Here is a 16,688-nt window from a genome sequence, read left to right on the forward strand (position 1 = left end):
TAGCGAGTTGAGGGTTTATCGTAAGCTTGATTGAAGGTAATTTGTCAGAATTACTGCGACCCTTTTGGGTTATATGGTCAAGTGAATAAGCGTGCACGGTGGATGCCTAGGCAGTCAGAGGCGATGAAGGACGTGGTAACCTGCGAAAAGCTTTGGGGAGGTGGTAAACAACCTATGATCCAGAGATATCCGAATGGGGAAACCCACCCAGCATAAGCTGGGTACCCTATACTGAATACATAGGTATAGGGGGCGAACCGGGAGAACTGAAACATCTAAGTACCCCGAGGAAAAGAAATCAATTGAGATTCCCCTAGTAGCGGCGAGCGAACGGGGATTAGCCCTTAAGTTCATTTTGTTTTAGCGGAAGTAGCTGGAAAGTTACGCCATAGTGGGTGATAGCCCCGTACGCGAAAAGGCATTTTGGATGAAAACGAGTAGGTCGGGACACGAGAAATCTTGACTGAACATGGGGGGACCATCCTCCAAGGCTAAATACTCCTGACTGACCGATAGTGAACCAGTACCGTGAGGGAAAGGCGAAAAGAACCCCTGTGAGGGGAGTGAAATAGATCCTGAAACCGTGTACGTACAAGCAGTGGGAGCAGACTTGTTCTGTGACTGCGTACCTTTTGTATAATGGGTCAGCGACTTAATTTTAGTAGCAAGCTTAACCGAATAGGGGAGGCGTAGGGAAACCGAGTCTTAATAGGGCGTATAGTTGCTAGGATTAGACCCGAAACCGGGCGATCTACCCATGGCCAGGTTGAAGGTTGAGTAACATCAACTGGAGGACCGAACCCACGTATGTTGAAAAATGCGGGGATGAGCTGTGGGTCGGAGTGAAAGGCTAATCAAGCCCGGAGATAGCTGGTTCTCCTCGAAAGCTATTTAGGTAGCGCCTCGTGTCTCACCATTGGGGGTAGAGCACTGTTTCGGCTAGGGGGTCATCCCGACTTACCAACCCGATGCAAACTCCGAATACCAATGAGTGCAATCACGGGAGACACACGGCGGGTGCTAACGTCCGTCGTGGAAAGGGAAACAACCCAGACCGTCAGCTAAGGTCCCAAAGTGTATGTTAAGTGGGAAACGATGTGGGAAGGTTTAGACAGCTAGGAGGTTGGCTTAGAAGCAGCCATCCTTTAAAGAAAGCGTAATAGCTCACTAGTCGAATCGGCCTGCGCGGAAGATATAACGGGGCTCAAACATACCACCGAAGCTACGGACGCATGTTTACATGCGTGGTAGAGGAGCGTTCTGTAGGCCGTTGAAGGGAAAGCTGAGAGGCATCCTGGAGGTATCAGAAGTGCGAATGCTGACATGAGTAACGATAAGGGGAGTGAAAAGCTCCCCCGCCGGAAGACCAAGGTTTCCTATCCAATGCTAATCAGGGTAGGGTGAGTCGGCACCTAAGGCGAGGCTGAAGAGCGTAGTCGATGGAAAGCAGGTTAATATTCCTGCACCACTCAATATTGCGAAGGAGGGACGGAGAAGGCTAGTCCAGCGCGGCGTTGGTTGTCCGCGTTTAAGCGTGTAGGCTGGGAGTTTAGGTAAATCCGGATTCCCTTAAGGCTGAGGCGTGATGACGAGGTCCATTAGGACTGAAGTGGTTGATGCCATGCTTCCAGGAAAAGCTTCTAAGCATCAGATATTGAGTGACCGTACCCCAAACCGACACAGGTGGTCAGGTAGAGAATACCAAGGCGCTTGAGAGAACTCGGGTGAAGGAACTAGGCAAAATGGTACCGTAACTTCGGGAGAAGGTACGCCGCTGTTGGTGATGGGACTTGCTCCCTAAGCTGACGGCGGCCGAAGATACCAGGTGGCTGCGACTGTTTATTAAAAACACAGCACTGTGCAAACACGAAAGTGGACGTATACGGTGTGACGCCTGCCCGGTGCCGGAAGGTTAATTGATGAGGTTAGCGCAAGCGAAGCTTTTGATCGAAGCCCCGGTAAACGGCGGCCGTAACTATAACGGTCCTAAGGTAGCGAAATTCCTTGTCGGGTAAGTTCCGACCTGCACGAATGGCGTAACGACGGCCACACTGTCTCCACCCGAGACTCAGTGAAATTGAAATCGCTGTTAAGATGCAGTGTATCCGCGGCTAGACGGAAAGACCCCGTGAACCTTTACTATAGCTTCACAGTGAACTTTGAACCTATTTGTGTAGGATAGGTGGGAGGCTTTGAAGCGGTGACGCTAGTCATCGTGGAGCCAAACTTGAAATACCACCCTGGTATGTTTGAGGTTCTAACTCAGGTCCGTAATCCGGATCGAGGACACTGTGTGGTGGGTAGTTTGACTGGGGCGGTCTCCTCCCAAAGAGTAACGGAGGAGCACGAAGGTATGCTAATCATGGTCGGAAATCATGAGGTTAGTGCAATGGCATAAGCATGCTTAACTGCGAGACAGACACGTCGAGCAGATACGAAAGTAGGTCATAGTGATCCGGTGGTTCTGAATGGAAGGGCCATCGCTCAACGGATAAAAGGTACTCCGGGGATAACAGGCTGATACCGCCCAAGAGTTCACATCGACGGCGGTGTTTGGCACCTCGATGTCGGCTCATCACATCCTGGGGCTGAAGCCGGTCCCAAGGGTATGGCTGTTCGCCATTTAAAGTGGTACGCGAGCTGGGTTTAGAACGTCGTGAGACAGTTCGGTCCCTATCTGCCGTGGACGTTTGAGATTTGAGAAGAGTTGCTCCTAGTACGAGAGGACCGGAGTGAACGAACCTCTGGTGTTCCGGTTGTCACGCCAGTGGCATTGCCGGGTAGCTACGTTCGGACAGGATAACCGCTGAAAGCATCTAAGCGGGAAGCCCCCTTCAAGATGAGATCTCACAGGAGTTTAACTCCCTAAAGAGCCGTTCAAGACTAGGACGTTGATAGGTTGGGTGTGTAAGCACGGTAACGTGTTGAGCTAACCAATACTAATTGCTCGTGAGGCTTGACCATATAACGCCAAAAGCGTTGTACAAGCTGGTACATAAGTACCCAGTACAAACCATTAGGTTTACGATAATACGACGGGTAAGCCCTCGATAAGCGCATTAGTGTAGTGCCTAAACTCAATATCACAAATTCATGGATGGTGATTTAACGATCTTCATTCACCCTTTTTTGCTTGGCGACCATAGCGAGATGGAACCACCTGACCCCATTCCGAACTCAGAAGTGAAACGTCTTAGCGCCGATGGTAGTGTGGGGTTTCCCCATGTGAGAGTAGGTCATCGCCAAGCTTCCCATTCAGTACTAAAGAGCCTCTAGCCCAAAAAGTTAGGGGTTTTTTATTGGGCGCAGGAAAGCGATGAGTTACTCTCACATGGATAAAGACAGGGCAGCTACGCTGCCACAAATCATGTGATAGTAGGGTGAGACTGGCGCAGTTGGCAAAGCACCGCTTTGCGCCACTCGAACGGCAGGGCCTGAGGCCCTGACCGGGCCATCGCCAAGCTTCCCATTCAGTACTAAAGAGCCTCTAGTCCAAAAAGCTAGGGGTTTTTTATTGGGCGCAGGAAAGCGATGAGTTACTCTCACATGGATAAAGACAGGGCAGCTACGCTGCCACACACCGATCCAATATCACCCCTACCTCTGCGACACACTATCGACGATGACTTGGGCATGGCCGTCCAATAGAGTAATTTTTAATGCTTGCTTAGCTTCAATCTGCCCTATCTTAGTAACCACCTGTGCCTGCATATTTTGCGTGACACTGTAACCGCGGGACAAAGTGTGCAGCGGGCTTAATTGGTTAAGCTGAGCCGCGAGTCCAGTGAACCTTTGTAAGCGCCGCTCAAAACTAGAGTGCTGAGCGGTTTTTAGTCGCTGTTTTAGCTGTATGGTATTTTTAATGTGGGCTTCAATGCCAGTACCTGGGCTAAGGTTAATAAGCTTGCTGTGTTGTTGATCATAGGAAGACTTCTTAGCTTGAAGCTGCTTCAGGGAAGCTTGCTCTAGCCGTACTTGCAAGTGATCTAGGCGTTGGCTTTGATCGTTGAGTTTTTGTCCTGGGTGCTGTAACAGTGCACGAAGGCGAGATAAGTTAAGTTGTTGGTTCTGTAAATGCTTCTGCCACTGTTGCCCTAGTAGGCGTTCAAGTTGCTGTACACGATGCACTAATTCAGACTGATCTGCGCTGACCAATTCGGCAGCAGCTGACGGCGTAGGCATCCGGCAATCGGCCACAAAGTCGGCAATGGTGAAGTCAGTCTCGTGGCCCACTGCACTTACTGTTGGTATCCTGCTTGAGTAGATGGCCCGGGCAAGGTGCTCGTCGTTGTAGCTCCAGAGGTCTTCAATAGAGCCTCCTCCTCGGGTAAGAACGATAACATCATGTTGTCCCATAAGGTTGCACAGTTCAATGGCCGCTACGCTTTCGCTGGCCGCGTTCTGTCCTTGCACTGTTACTGGTAATAAGTCTACCGCTAAGCTCGGCATGCGCTGCTGTAATACCTTCAAAAAGTCATATATAGCAGCACCGTTTTCAGAACTTATCACTGCAATGCGCTGGCAGTGCTTAGGTATGGCACGTTTATGCTGCTCATTAAAAAGACCTTCGTCGAGGAGCTTTTGTTTTAGGGCTAAAAAAGCCTGTTGCAAATTGCCGCTGCCAGCAAGTTGCATCTGTTCACCAATAAGCTGGTAGTCCCCTCTATCTGGATAAAGACTAACCTTGGCCTTAAAGTGAACCAGGTCGCCTTCTTTGGGCTCGAATGGGCAGTATAAGTTCTTATTACGAAACATAGCGCAGCTTACTTGGCCATCCATGTCCTTTAAGCGAAAATACCAGTGACCAGAACGGGCCCGTGTAAAGCCAGAAATTTCACCGCTAACTGTGACAATACCAAAACGTGTTTCAAGCAAGTTCCTAGCGGCATGGTTAAGCTCGCTTACTTGCCAAATGCGTGGTGTGTCTGTCATAAGTAACTACTCTACAGTCTAGAAAACAAACTAAATCATACACTAAAATAATGTACAAAAGAGTGCCTAAAAAAACAGCTTATAGTGGTCAAAAGGGCCTTTGTTCCGGTATAATATGGCGTTTCCTTTAACCATTCAAAAAGGACGCACCTATGCTACGACTTGCCGAAGAAGCGCTCACATTTGATGACGTACTCTTAGTACCTGGCTATTCAGAGGTGCTGCCGAAAGATGTCCAGTTACAAACCCGCATTGCCCGCGACTTACCCTTAAATATACCTCTCGTTTCTGCCGCTATGGATACTGTGACCGAGGCGCGTCTTGCTATTGCCATGGCCCAAGAAGGTGGTATTGGTATTGTTCACAAAAACCTTACTATTGCAGAGCAAGCCGAGCAAGTTCGGCGCGTTAAAAAGCACGAAAGTGGCGTGGTTCAAGACCCAGTCACTTGTTCATCTGACATGACTGTAGGTGACCTGCAAAGCCTAGCTGCCCAAACCGGATTTTCTGGTTTTCCTGTGGTGGATAATGGCCAATTGGTAGGGATTGTTACTAGTCGCGACATGCGTTTTGAAAACCATGTTGATGCACGCGTTGACACTATCATGACCACTAAGGAAAATTTAGTCACCGTAGAACCTGGTGCAGATCAGGATACGGTACGTAACTTATTACGTAAACACCGTATTGAACGTGTATTAGTAGTGGGTGATGATTTCACTCTGCAAGGCATGATGACTGTTAAAGATATGTATCGTGCCAAAGCTTATCCAAATGCCTGTAAAGATGCGCAAGGTAGTTTGCGGGTTGGAGCCGCAGTGGGCACGGGCGCAGAAACAGGAGACCGCGTCACTGCGTTGGTCGAGGCGGGGGTAGATTTAATTATCGTTGATACTGCCCATGGTCATTCTGCTGGCGTTATTGAGCGGGTTCGCTGGGTTAAGACTAACTTTCCACAAGTGCAAGTAGTTGGTGGCAATATTGCTACGGCAGCCGCCGCTGAAGCTTTGGCAGACGCAGGTGCAGATGGCGTTAAAGTAGGTATTGGCCCTGGCTCTATCTGTACCACACGGATTGTTGCTGGTATTGGTGTTCCTCAAATCACTGCAGTTGCCAACGTGGCTGCGGCTATGACTCCTCGTGGCATTCCAGTTATAGCCGATGGTGGCGTGCGGTATTCTGGCGACTTGGCAAAAGCAATCGCTGCTGGTGCAAGCGTGGTTATGGCCGGCAGTTTACTTGCCGGTACCGATGAAGCACCAGGCGAAGTAGAACTATATCAAGGCCGTGCTTATAAAGCTTATCGCGGTATGGGTTCTATTGGCGCCATGGGCCAAAACCAAGGTTCTAGCGATCGCTATTTCCAAAGCACAGACGCTGGCGTAGAAAAGTTAGTACCTGAAGGTATTGAGGGGCGCGTAGCATGTAAGGGGCCAATGGCCGCTATCGTACATCAAATGATGGGTGGTTTACGCGCTAGCATGGGCTATACCGGCTGTATTGACATGGAACAAATGCGCACCATCCCAATCTTTACACGGATTACCAGTGCGGGTATGAGCGAAAGTCATGTGCATGACGTTACCATTACCAAAGAAGCACCTAATTATCGGGCTAAGTGAGCCGGGCTATATAATTGGCTTACGGCTTTAATTAATTTTGGTTGTGGAAACTCAAAGACAACTACAACTACAACCCACTCACGGAGTTACACATGATGCAGGATATCCACGCACAACGGATTCTCATCTTGGATTTTGGTTCACAATATACGCAACTTATAGCCCGTCGTGTACGAGAAATTGGCGTTTATTGCGAAATTCGTGCTTATGACATGAAAGAACAAGCCATTCGTGAGTTTGCACCTAAAGGAATTATTCTTGCCGGCGGTCCAGAGTCTGTGACCGAAGTTGGTAGTCCTCGAGCACCAGAAATCGTCTTCCATATGGATATTCCTGTGTTAGGTATTTGTTACGGTATGCAAACCATGGCCGAGCAGTTAGGTGGCAAGGTAAGTGCATCCGACCAGCGTGAATTTGGGTATGCTAGTGTGCAAGTAGAAACAACGGGCGCTTTGCTTAAAGGCATCCATGACGAAGTTGAAGCTGACGCATGCAGCCTTAATGTATGGATGAGCCACGGTGACAAGGTCACACAAATGCCAATAGACTTTACCTGTATGGCCTCTACAGAAAGTGCGCCTATTGCAGGCATGAGCAACGAAGATAAACGCTTATACGGATTACAGTTCCACCCAGAAGTCACACACACCAAACAAGGTGGCGCTATTCTGGAACGCTTCGTTAGTGAAATCTGCAACTGTGCAGGCCTCTGGACTGCTAGCAATATTATTGATGATGCTATTGCTACGGTGCGTGAAAAAGTAGGGTCAGACACGGTATTACTTGGTCTTTCTGGAGGTGTAGATTCCTCTGTTGTTGCCGCTTTACTGCACAAGGCCATTGGTGATCAGTTGGTGTGTGTATTTGTAGACAATGGTTTGTTACGTCTAAACGAAGGCGATCAGGTAATGAAGATGTTCGCTGACAACATGGGCGTGCGTGTTATTCGTGTTGATGCACAAGAACTGTTCCTAGGTAATCTCAAGGGTGTATCAGACCCAGAAGCCAAACGTAAAGTTATTGGTAATACCTTCATCGATGTATTTGATGCGGAAGCAACTAAAATCACCAACGTTAAGTGGCTTGCTCAGGGCACTATTTATCCAGACGTCATAGAATCTGCCGCTGCAGAAACGGGTAAAGCCCATGTCATTAAATCCCATCACAACGTGGGCGGTTTGCCAGATGATATGGCCTTTGAGTTAGTGGAACCATTACGTGAATTATTTAAAGATGAAGTTCGTAAAATTGGTTTAGAGTTAGGTTTACCTTACGACATGGTTTACCGTCATCCATTCCCAGGGCCAGGCCTTGGTGTGCGCATATTAGGCGAAGTGAAAGAAGAATACGCTGACATTCTGCGTTTGGCTGATGCGATCTTCATGGAAGAATTACATGCTTCGGGTTGGTATCATAAAACCAGCCAAGCCTTTGTGGTATTCCTACCCGTTAAATCCGTAGGTGTGGTGGGTGATGGTCGTCGTTATGAATGGGTAGTGAGCCTAAGGGCTGTGGAAACTATAGATTTTATGACTGCTCGTTGGGCCCACTTGCCTTATGAACTATTAGAAAAAGTGTCTGGACGAATCATTAACGAAATCTCTGGCATCTCCCGCGTTGCCTATGATGTTTCTAGTAAACCGCCAGCCACTATTGAGTGGGAATAACCTGAAAAATATAGTAAAATCAATGACTTATATAAAATTATGATTTGTATCAAAACAGAAATTCCTCAGGAAATATGTGATATTGATGATGAATTAAAAGCGATTTATCATAGTAAAGATACAATTTGTATATGGGTTTTTAAAACAAGAATTGATAGAAATAAATTTATGGACGAAACTGCTGGAATGCTTAAAAATGATAGAGAAATGTATTTTGAATCTTTTTATAAAGTTTGATGAAAACATCAAACTTGCGAAGCACTTGAGAAGCACACTTGAGAAGCACTTGAGAAGTTTTCAGAAAATACAATTAAATCAATGATTTACAAGACTGTTATCATTGAGTGGGAATAGTTATTAACACGTAACTCGCTGACTTATATGTATTAGTTTCTTAAAAAACATTCAAAAAACCTTCCTTTAAGTTAATACTCTTGAGCATTATTGGTCTTTTGCCGGCTATTGAAGAACAACACTACTCTCCATTCCCTTTTGATTGACAACGCTAATCCCTGCATGGCGTCCCCAATTACTGCATCGGTAGTTTCGCTACGTTCGGCTGCCTTTCCAACGCTGGGCTTAAATATTTAGGCTCTTGTTGTTATAGGGAAGTCCTTGAAAATGCAAGAATACTGAATGTGTTGGATATTTCGAGGCTATAGCGCCAGTCAATATCACTGGCCATAGATGGCTCTAATTATCGGTAGCCATTACTTAATTCCAAGGTATGATTGAAGTCATCTACTAAGCCATAAAGACAATATACTATACAAGCCAGCAGGAAAAATGTTATTAATGAATAACTATATAACAAAATAATAAAAGAGTTAATTTAATGTATAACATCAATCCTTTTGTCGAGCTTTCTGCCTCGATAGACTCCACCATTATTCAAACTTATATTATAGTTATGGCGCTCCTAGTTGCCGGTGGTACTTTATTCGACATCGTGCATAAGAGGAGTGCTAAATACTTCTTTAATAATTGGCAGAAATCGAAGGCTAATGCAAAACATCAAGTCAGTGGTGGCAAGAAAGCTTCAGTGGCTATTCAAACAGCCATAGATGGTTTAACTTCTGCAGAGTTAGGTGACTGTAGTACGCGCCGACAACTTGCACACCTTCTAACGATGTATGGATTTATTGCATATGTAGCTGCTACGGCGATTATGGCGTTTGGCTATACAGACTCTGCCACGCCAGTGATTTTAGCAAATCTTTGGCACCTTGGTGCCCTGATGGTTAGTGTTGGTGGGTTCTGGTTCTGGTTTTTCATTCGGGTTGATGTTTCTTCAGAAGGAAATTCGCCATTCCGTTTAGTGAGGGCTGACCTGTTTGTTGTCTCGCTCACGTTGAGTACGACATTCGCTCTTGTCTGGGCCTATGCCCAAACAACTGGAAACGCCACTTGGGAAATTCTTTTCCTTGGCTTGTACATACTCACAACAACTGTGTTGTTCGGATCAGTTCCCTGGTCCAAGTTTTCCCACATGTTCTTCAAGCCGGCTGCTGCCCTAGAGAAGAAAATGTCTGAGGCAAGCGGTGCACGCAATAACCTCCCTGAGCCTGTTGACCGGACCAATCCCGCGGTCCGCGATAGTCACTCCATGGAATTACTCAAGGATGCCCCCTTATCTATGGGACTTGGCATCAAGCGTGAAAAGCCTAGTCATTACTAGGCCCACACCTTAAAGCATTCTAATTCAAATCTTCTAATTATATCACTGAGAGGAAATATATCATGCCAACTTTTGTTTACATGACCCGGTGCGACGGCTGTGGGCATTGCGTAGATATTTGCCCATCTGACATCATGCACATCGATAAGACCAACCGCCGCGCTTACAATATTGAGCCCACACATTGTTGGGAATGTTTCTCTTGTGTAAAAGCCTGCCCTCAAAATGCCATTGACGTTCGGGGTTATGCAGACTTTTCCCCACTTGGGCATAGTGTCCGAGTGGACCGAGATGAGGACAAAGGAACCATAGCGTGGAGTGTGAAGTATAGAGACGGCAGGGAGAAGAGCTTTCTTTCTCCAATCACCACCAAGCCCTGGGGTAGTTGCACACCAAATCTTAAGGAAGTTGTGGGACCCACCCAAGAGCAGCGTGATGGCGAGTTATTGTTCAACGAACCGAAATATATCCGATTTGACGATGGAGGCCTCCACACACTGGAATCTAATGGTCTCACGTTGAAACAGGGAGTTTATTACTGATGGCCTACAAGACAATCGTAGAAGATAATATCGACGTTTTAGTCGCCGGTGCAGGTCTAGGTGGCACCGGTGCAGCTTTTGAAGCCAGGTACTGGGGCCAAGATAAGAAAATTATCATTGCCGAAAAGGCCAATATTGATCGCTCTGGCGCTGTCGCCCAAGGGCTTTATGCAATCAACTGTTATATGGGTACGCGCTTTGGCGAGAACAACCCAGAAGATCACGTGCAGTACGCACGGATAGACTTGATGGGAATGGTTCGTGAAGACCTCTTATTTGATATGGCCCGGCATGTAGACTCTGCTGTTCACCAGTTTGAAGAGTGGGGCCTCCCCATCATGAAGGATCCCGTGAAAGATTCTTACCTGCGTGAAGGCCGTTGGCAGATAATGATCCATGGAGAATCGTATAAGCCGATTGTGGCTGAGGCTGCGAAAAAGAATGCAGACAAGGTTTATAACCGTGTTTGTATTACCCACTTGCTCATGGACGAAGTTAAGGAAAACCGGATTGCTGGAGCGGTAGGATTCAATGTTCGTACTGGAGACTTCCACGTTTTTAAATCCAAGACGGTTATTTGTGGTGCTGGTGGCGCCTCAAACATCTTTAAGCCACGTTCGACTGGAGAAGGTATGGGCCGTACTTGGTATGCCCCTTGGTCTTCTGGTTCTGCCTACGGTTTAATGATCGAAGCTGGCGCTAAAATGACTCAGATGGAAAACCGCATTGTGCTGGCCCGCTTCAAGGATGGTTTTGGTCCCGTGGGAGCCTACTTTCTGCATCTTAAAACCTATACCCAAAATGGATTGGGCGAAGAGTTCGAATCCAAGTGGTGGCCACAACTGCAAGAAATGGTTGGCAAGGAATATCTTGATCCGGAACTGTCTCACAAGACACACCGGCCAATCCCGACGTGTTTACGCAACCATGCCATGATCTCTGAGGTAAACGCCGGTCGAGGCCCAATCCACATGGTCACCATGGAAGCCTTCCAAGATCCACACCTAGAGGAAGTAGGCTGGGAAAATTTCTTGGGGATGACGATAAGCCAAGCAGTACTTTGGGCCGCAACAGATGTGGATCCCAAACATGAAAATCCAGAGCTGACTACATCAGAACCCTACGTCATGGGTTCGCATGCAACGGGTAGTGGAGCTTGGTGCTCTGGCCCTGAGGATGTTTCCCCACCAGAATATTTTTGGGGTTACAACCGTATGATGACCATTGAAGGCTTGTTCGGTGCTGGTGACGCTGTTGGCGGAACGCCGCACGCCTTCTCGTCGGGCTCCTTCACTGAAGGACGCCTCTCTGCCAAGGCAGCCTGTCGCTACATAGACGATGGCAAGGGTGAAGGTATCGTTGTATCGGACAAACGGATCAACGAACTTAAGGAAATAGTTTTTAAGCCAATGGAGCATTACAAAATCTACCGTAACGAAGTTGTTGCTGGGGATGTTAATCCTAATTATATCAATCCACGGCAGGGGCTTGACCGTTTGCAGAAGCTGATGGACGAGTACTGTGGTGGTGCAACTGTTAGCTACATGACTAATGAGAAATTGCTGGGCATTGGCCTCAAAAAACTTAAGATTATGGAAGAGGACCTACAGAAGCTTGCGGCGTGTGATTTTCATGAGTTACTGCGAGCTTGGGAGCTAATGCATCGTCACCGCACGGCTGAGTGTGTTACGCAGCATACAATGTTCCGTAAAGAAACCCGCTGGCCTGGCTATTATTATCGTGGTGATGCTATGAAACTGGATGATGAGAATTGGCATGTGCTGACAGTTTCACGTCGTGATCCTGAAACTGGTGAGTACACCATGGAAAAGGCGCCTGTTTATCACCTTGTTAAGGATGGTGAGTAACGGATAATACAAGCAGGAGTTTAAATGTAACTCCTGCTTGCTACAACCAAAGCGGTAAGTGCGTCTCGTTTGGGTCTTTTTGTCGGGCCTGCCGGGCTTACGTTTGACTAGGATAAAGAACTACACATGAGCATTATAGCATCGACAAATACTCGGAGCGTCACCGATAAAACAGACGATGAAATTCTTGCTATAGCCAACCCGCTATGGAGTCATCTTTTACATGCCTCGAACACTGGACAATATGGAGAGTTTGTAAAGTATTTTTCTGAAAATTTGGTACGAGGGTTGAACGAAATTGAGGTGGGCAAACAATTCGCAAATAGCGAATTGACAAGGAACCTGTCCGAGTCGATTGAGTTCATCGGTACCATCCGTCGTGGCGTGCATGTAACTGTGCTCTATCGGCAACGCAGTACGAAAAAGGAGGGTGAGTGGCTCGGTAGACTGGTCCTTGGATACGAAGATGAAGACATTAAAATTTTTGGGGCCTCCATCTTTTGATTATGAAAAACGAATTTAATATGAACGAGACAATTAAAGACACGAAGTATGTAGAGCTGACATACAGCGTGGTCGATCAAAAATCAGGGGAGGTCCTTGTCGCTGTCGAATTTCCGATCGGTTATGTTCACGGGGTAAATGATATTCTGGCACCCGCTGTTACAAAGGAACTGGAAGGAAAATCTGCTGGTGACGTGATTGAGGTGCCCATTGATTGTAATCAAATTTATGGTCCCAGAGACGAATCACTGGTGTTTACAGATCGGTTAGAGAATGTTCCCAAACAATATAGGGAAGTTGGCACCACCCTTCATTCTGAAAATGAAAAAGGTGAGAAGCAAAGTTTCATTGTCACTAGGATCGATGATGAAACATTAACTGTCGATGGCAATAATCCACTTTGTGGCAGGATGGTTAATTTTAACCTAGAGATTCTTGGAGTTCGGGACGCAGTTGAAGAGGAGATTGAAGCTGGTGGTCCCATCGATAAAGGGCCTGATATCCCTGAAGCGCTCACGGTGCCACTTCACTAATATGTTCCAAACTTCTTGTTATTAAGAGGCAATATTTACTTTAATCTGTAACGACTGAATCAAATTCATCGAGGTAAAAATTATGAGTGATCAACCAAAAGAAAAACGACCCGTGCCGGATGGTAAGTCCAAATTTATGACAACCCGTCGGAAAGAGCCCAGTAAAACCGGTTTTGTTGGATATGAGGTTGTCTGGGAGCCGTTCCATAAAGTGGCGGAATACACGACACCGAAAAAGCCATAACCAGCCTAATTTTTAGCGGTGTGGGTATTCAGGGATATTTCTCTCTGGTTCTGGATGGGCACCATAAGAATAAAAAAGGAACAAATGATGACTAATTTAGTCCCACCCCACGGTGCAGTGGCTTTAAAGCCTCTGCTGATCTCAGAAGACCTTAGAGCCCAAGAAATTTCTCGAGCTGAAAGCTTGGTGAAAATCCCAATGAGTAGTTGTGAGGTCTGTGACTTATTGTTGTTGTCAATGGGCGCTTATACACCGCTCGATGGTTTTATGAAGGAAGCAGATTGGCGTGGCGTCTGCGAAGATATGAAATTGGCCGATGGCTTGTTTTGGCCAATCCCGGTTACGCTTTCAGCTAAGCAAACCCAAGCAGATCAGGTGAAAATTGGCCAACAAGTGGCGTTAATTGATGGTGAAACCCAGCAAATTATGGGCATACTGACGGTTCAAGATAAATATACACCAGATCTCGCTCTGCAGTGTGACAAAGTCTTTGGCACTATGGATAAAAGCCACCCAGGTGTTGCCAAGGTCATGGCACAGCCACCAGTCAATTTAGGTGGTTCCGTAAAAGTTATCGAAGAAGGTTGGTTTCCGAATGAATTTGGCGATCTCTATATTCGTCCGGAAGCGAGTCGAGCTTTATTTAAGGAAATGGGTTGGTCGAAAGTGGCGGCATTTCAAACTCGAAATCCGATGCATCGCAGTCACGAATTTTTGGTGAAAATTGCTATTGATGTGACTGATGGTGTTTTCATTCACCAGGTTTTAGGCAAATTAAAACCCGGTGACATTCCAGCACCTGTGCGTGTCGAAGCCATCAAAGTCATGGTTGATAAATATTTTAAGGATAACATAGCTGTTCAGGCGGGCTATCCAATTGAGATGCGTTACGCTGGACCCAGAGAAGCTCTGTTTCATGCGTTGATACGGCAAAATTTTGGTTGCTCACACTTGATCGTTGGGCGTGATCACGCTGGCGTAGATGATTTCTATGGGCCCTTTGATGCTCACCACATTTTCGATACTTTGTGGGACGGTGCCTTGGTAACTCAGCCTCTAAAAATTGACATTACTTTCTATTGTGAAGTCTGTGATGGTATGGCGACAGCTAAGACATGTCCTCATGATGAAAAATTCAGGGTTAATGTATCTGGCACGCGCCAACGTCAAATGCTATCGAACGGTGAGGAAATATCCACTAAATTCGCTCGACCAGAGGTTGTCACTGTCCTGCGAAAATTTTACGACAGCCAAGTTTAATTAATGCTCATGGTACGCCCTAACAGGAACCTTTTAGGGCGTACATATTCTGCTAGAATATTGATGCAATGATAATAGCCCAAATCTCCGACAGCCATATAGATCCACAATCTGACATGCTGGAACACCGACTCAGAGATCTGCGGTGCGTGGTTGACAACCTTAATAATCTGAACCCCGCCCCCGACATCGTCATTCATACGGGTGATGTGGTACACAACGGTTCCCAAGAAAAATACGATTTGGCTTTGACGATCCTTGGCGATATCCGCGTGCCGCTTCATGTCTGTGCTGGCAACCGCGATGATCGAAACCTGATTGCCAAGAACTTCCGTACAGGCCGTGACATTGCACCTGGTTCAGGGTTCCTGCAATATAGTATCGACGATTACCCAGTTCGTCTGATTGCCTTGGATACCCTTTGCGCGACTACTAACATGGGTGATTATTGCCAGGAACGCGCTGATGCCCTTAGCCGGATACTGGCGGAAGAGCCGCAGAAGCCGACCGCACTTTTCATGCATCATCCGCCCTTTGAGATTGTTAACTCCAAATATCGATTTCAGTTCGACGATTGGGATAAAGTGGATCACTTGGCCCGTGTCTTGAAAAAACACGATCAAGTAAAACAACTTTTCTGTGGCCATACCCACCGTAATTCGAACGGTGAAATCCTTGGCGTTCCGGCCAGTACCGTTCCCAGTATCGCCATCGATCTCCGTTTTGGTGATGTACCCGAAGGCGCAGAACTTCGGCCTGTTTATCATATCCATAAATTTGATGGCATCCAGTTTAAAAGTAAAACCATGGTCTGTAGGATATTAGAGGATGCCTAATTAATTCGCTGACAATCGAATGCTCCTTGGCCTTCCCCAATGATAGAGGCAAGTAATAGGCTTCCCTAATTAATAGGTTACTCTGGCAAGGCTGTCTACTTAGAGATTTATACTAATCATCAACATAGCAAAACCTACTTTTCAGTTACCACCTCTGGAGTACGGCCATTCAATATTAGACTTCCGCAAACGTAAAATTGCCTTTAAGTGAGGTGATTTAAGCGTTTCCTATATCGCATTTTCGTCGTACAATGTGCAGCTATAAAAGCGTAAGCTATTGAATTCGAACACGAACATAGATGTGTAAACATCGTTCACCATGGAAGGTTGTAACACATTTCCTACACAGTGCTTATTAGGTACATATAAGTAATTGATATTACTATGGATTTAATTTGGATTACTACGAGTGGGAATAAGGCGCCACTGTAGCCATAGAGACTAGACCATGCAGGCCAATACCCATACCGCAGCCTTCACAGACCAAGACTTCATGGCTCAGGCCTTGGAGCTGGCGGCCCAAGCGGCGCAAATTGGTGAGGTTCCGGTTGGTGCATTAGTGGTGCATGAAGGTCAAATTATCGGCCAAGGCTACAATCAAACTATTAGTGCTCACGACCCCTGTGCCCATGCTGAGATCATGGCCTTGCGGCAGGCGGCTCAATCTATCGGCAATTACCGCCTTAGTGGGTGTGATCTCTATGTCACACTAGAACCTTGTACTATGTGTGTTGGCGCTATAATTCATGCGCGTATTCAACGACTTGTTTATGCCGCAACCGAGCCTAAGGCTGGCGCTGTTGCTAGTCAATTACAGTTGCTGTTGCTGCCCCATTACAATCATATAGTGCAGGTTGAATCAGGCCTTATGGCCGATGAATCCAGTGCTATGCTGAGCAATTTTTTTAAACAGCGACGCTTGCATCATAAAGCTGAAAAAACCGCTGTAGCTAGTTCTATACCTGTTATAGATCAATCCAAAGATGCAGTTCTCTAGAGGCC

At 46.7% G+C, this 16,688-nt stretch carries 13 protein-coding genes and 2 rRNA genes; 14 read left to right on the top strand and 1 reads right to left on the bottom strand.

The genetic code is table 11. The features are described from left to right. Positions 1-75 precede the first annotated feature (75 nt). Positions 76-2,964, top strand: a 23S ribosomal RNA gene (locus ABXT70_RS02230). 168 nt (positions 2,965-3,132) lie between these two features. Further along, positions 3,133-3,248, top strand: a 5S ribosomal RNA gene (rrf, locus tag ABXT70_RS02235). A gap of 349 nt (positions 3,249-3,597) precedes the next feature. Here the strand turns inward: rrf and xseA are convergent. Then, positions 3,598-4,932, bottom strand: coding sequence for an exodeoxyribonuclease VII large subunit (xseA, locus tag ABXT70_RS02240; protein ID WP_443641558.1), 1,335 nt, complete (start codon positions 4,930-4,932; stop codon positions 3,598-3,600). Between the two features lie 152 nt (positions 4,933-5,084). On the opposite strand from xseA, the gene guaB reads away from it, so the two are divergent. The 12 genes from guaB to tadA all read left to right on the top strand — a co-directional run bounded on the left by guaB (position 5,085) and on the right by tadA (position 16,683). Continuing rightward, on the top strand, positions 5,085-6,554 hold the full coding sequence (guaB, locus tag ABXT70_RS02245; protein ID WP_443641559.1) for an IMP dehydrogenase: 1,470 nt from the start codon (positions 5,085-5,087) through the stop codon (positions 6,552-6,554). 92 nt (positions 6,555-6,646) lie between these two features. Continuing rightward, the gene (gene guaA, locus ABXT70_RS02250) at positions 6,647-8,221 is read left to right on the top strand and encodes a glutamine-hydrolyzing GMP synthase (protein ID WP_443641560.1); all 1,575 of its coding nucleotides are present in this window, start codon (positions 6,647-6,649) and stop codon (positions 8,219-8,221) included. A gap of 39 nt (positions 8,222-8,260) precedes the next feature. Continuing rightward, complete coding sequence (locus ABXT70_RS02255; RefSeq protein WP_271541783.1) at positions 8,261-8,458, top strand: hypothetical protein; 198 nt, start codon at positions 8,261-8,263, stop codon at positions 8,456-8,458. 598 nt (positions 8,459-9,056) lie between these two features. Continuing rightward, entirely contained in the window at positions 9,057-9,899 is an 843-nt protein-coding gene (locus tag ABXT70_RS02260; RefSeq protein WP_443641561.1) for a hypothetical protein, read from the top strand. A 62-nt stretch (positions 9,900-9,961) separates the two neighbouring features. Next, positions 9,962-10,441 (top strand): adenylyl-sulfate reductase subunit beta, encoded by a 480-nt coding sequence (aprB, locus tag ABXT70_RS02265; protein WP_443641562.1) that lies wholly within the window; start codon positions 9,962-9,964, stop codon positions 10,439-10,441. After that, complete coding sequence (gene aprA / locus ABXT70_RS02270) at positions 10,441-12,309, top strand: adenylyl-sulfate reductase subunit alpha (protein WP_443641563.1); 1,869 nt, start codon at positions 10,441-10,443, stop codon at positions 12,307-12,309. The genes aprB and aprA overlap by 1 nt, the downstream gene beginning before the upstream one ends. A 126-nt stretch (positions 12,310-12,435) precedes the next feature. Continuing rightward, positions 12,436-12,813, top strand: a complete 378-nt coding sequence (locus tag ABXT70_RS02275) for a hypothetical protein (protein ID WP_443641564.1) — start codon at positions 12,436-12,438, stop codon at positions 12,811-12,813. A 20-nt stretch (positions 12,814-12,833) separates the two neighbouring features. After that, complete coding sequence (locus ABXT70_RS02280) at positions 12,834-13,346, top strand: FKBP-type peptidyl-prolyl cis-trans isomerase (RefSeq protein WP_443641565.1); 513 nt, start codon at positions 12,834-12,836, stop codon at positions 13,344-13,346. Positions 13,347-13,428: 82 nt separating this feature from the next. Next, complete coding sequence (locus ABXT70_RS02285; protein WP_443641566.1) at positions 13,429-13,590, top strand: hypothetical protein; 162 nt, start codon at positions 13,429-13,431, stop codon at positions 13,588-13,590. 84 nt (positions 13,591-13,674) lie between these two features. Next, positions 13,675-14,850, top strand: a complete 1,176-nt coding sequence (sat, locus tag ABXT70_RS02290) for a sulfate adenylyltransferase (RefSeq protein WP_443641567.1) — start codon at positions 13,675-13,677, stop codon at positions 14,848-14,850. Between the two features lie 68 nt (positions 14,851-14,918). Next, the gene (locus ABXT70_RS02295) at positions 14,919-15,686 is read left to right on the top strand and encodes a metallophosphoesterase (protein WP_443641568.1); all 768 of its coding nucleotides are present in this window, start codon (positions 14,919-14,921) and stop codon (positions 15,684-15,686) included. A gap of 448 nt (positions 15,687-16,134) precedes the next feature. Next, the gene (gene tadA / locus ABXT70_RS02300; RefSeq protein WP_443641569.1) at positions 16,135-16,683 is read left to right on the top strand and encodes a tRNA adenosine(34) deaminase TadA; all 549 of its coding nucleotides are present in this window, start codon (positions 16,135-16,137) and stop codon (positions 16,681-16,683) included. Positions 16,684-16,688: the final 5 nt, after the last annotated feature.

It is taken from the genome of Candidatus Njordibacter sp. Uisw_039 (assembly GCF_047730075.1).
Classification (GTDB): Bacteria; Pseudomonadota; Gammaproteobacteria; order Pseudomonadales; family Balneatricaceae; genus Njordibacter.

Excerpts from the sequence above, each read along its gene's own strand:
- xseA (WP_443641558.1), bottom strand. The coding sequence starts at position 4,932 with ATGACAGACACACCACGCATTTGGCAAGTAAGCGAGCTTAACCATGCC.
- guaB (WP_443641559.1), top strand. The coding sequence starts at position 5,085 with ATGCTACGACTTGCCGAAGAAGCGCTCACATTTGATGACGTACTCTTA.
- guaA (WP_443641560.1), top strand. The coding sequence starts at position 6,647 with ATGATGCAGGATATCCACGCACAACGGATTCTCATCTTGGATTTTGGT.
- ABXT70_RS02255 (WP_271541783.1), top strand. The coding sequence starts at position 8,261 with ATGATTTGTATCAAAACAGAAATTCCTCAGGAAATATGTGATATTGAT.
- ABXT70_RS02260 (WP_443641561.1), top strand. The coding sequence starts at position 9,057 with ATGTATAACATCAATCCTTTTGTCGAGCTTTCTGCCTCGATAGACTCC.
- aprB (WP_443641562.1), top strand. The coding sequence starts at position 9,962 with ATGCCAACTTTTGTTTACATGACCCGGTGCGACGGCTGTGGGCATTGC.
- aprA (WP_443641563.1), top strand. The coding sequence starts at position 10,441 with ATGGCCTACAAGACAATCGTAGAAGATAATATCGACGTTTTAGTCGCC.
- ABXT70_RS02275 (WP_443641564.1), top strand. The coding sequence starts at position 12,436 with ATGAGCATTATAGCATCGACAAATACTCGGAGCGTCACCGATAAAACA.
- ABXT70_RS02280 (WP_443641565.1), top strand. The coding sequence starts at position 12,834 with ATGAACGAGACAATTAAAGACACGAAGTATGTAGAGCTGACATACAGC.
- ABXT70_RS02285 (WP_443641566.1), top strand. The coding sequence starts at position 13,429 with ATGAGTGATCAACCAAAAGAAAAACGACCCGTGCCGGATGGTAAGTCC.
- sat (WP_443641567.1), top strand. The coding sequence starts at position 13,675 with ATGATGACTAATTTAGTCCCACCCCACGGTGCAGTGGCTTTAAAGCCT.
- ABXT70_RS02295 (WP_443641568.1), top strand. The coding sequence starts at position 14,919 with ATGATAATAGCCCAAATCTCCGACAGCCATATAGATCCACAATCTGAC.
- tadA (WP_443641569.1), top strand. The coding sequence starts at position 16,135 with ATGCAGGCCAATACCCATACCGCAGCCTTCACAGACCAAGACTTCATG.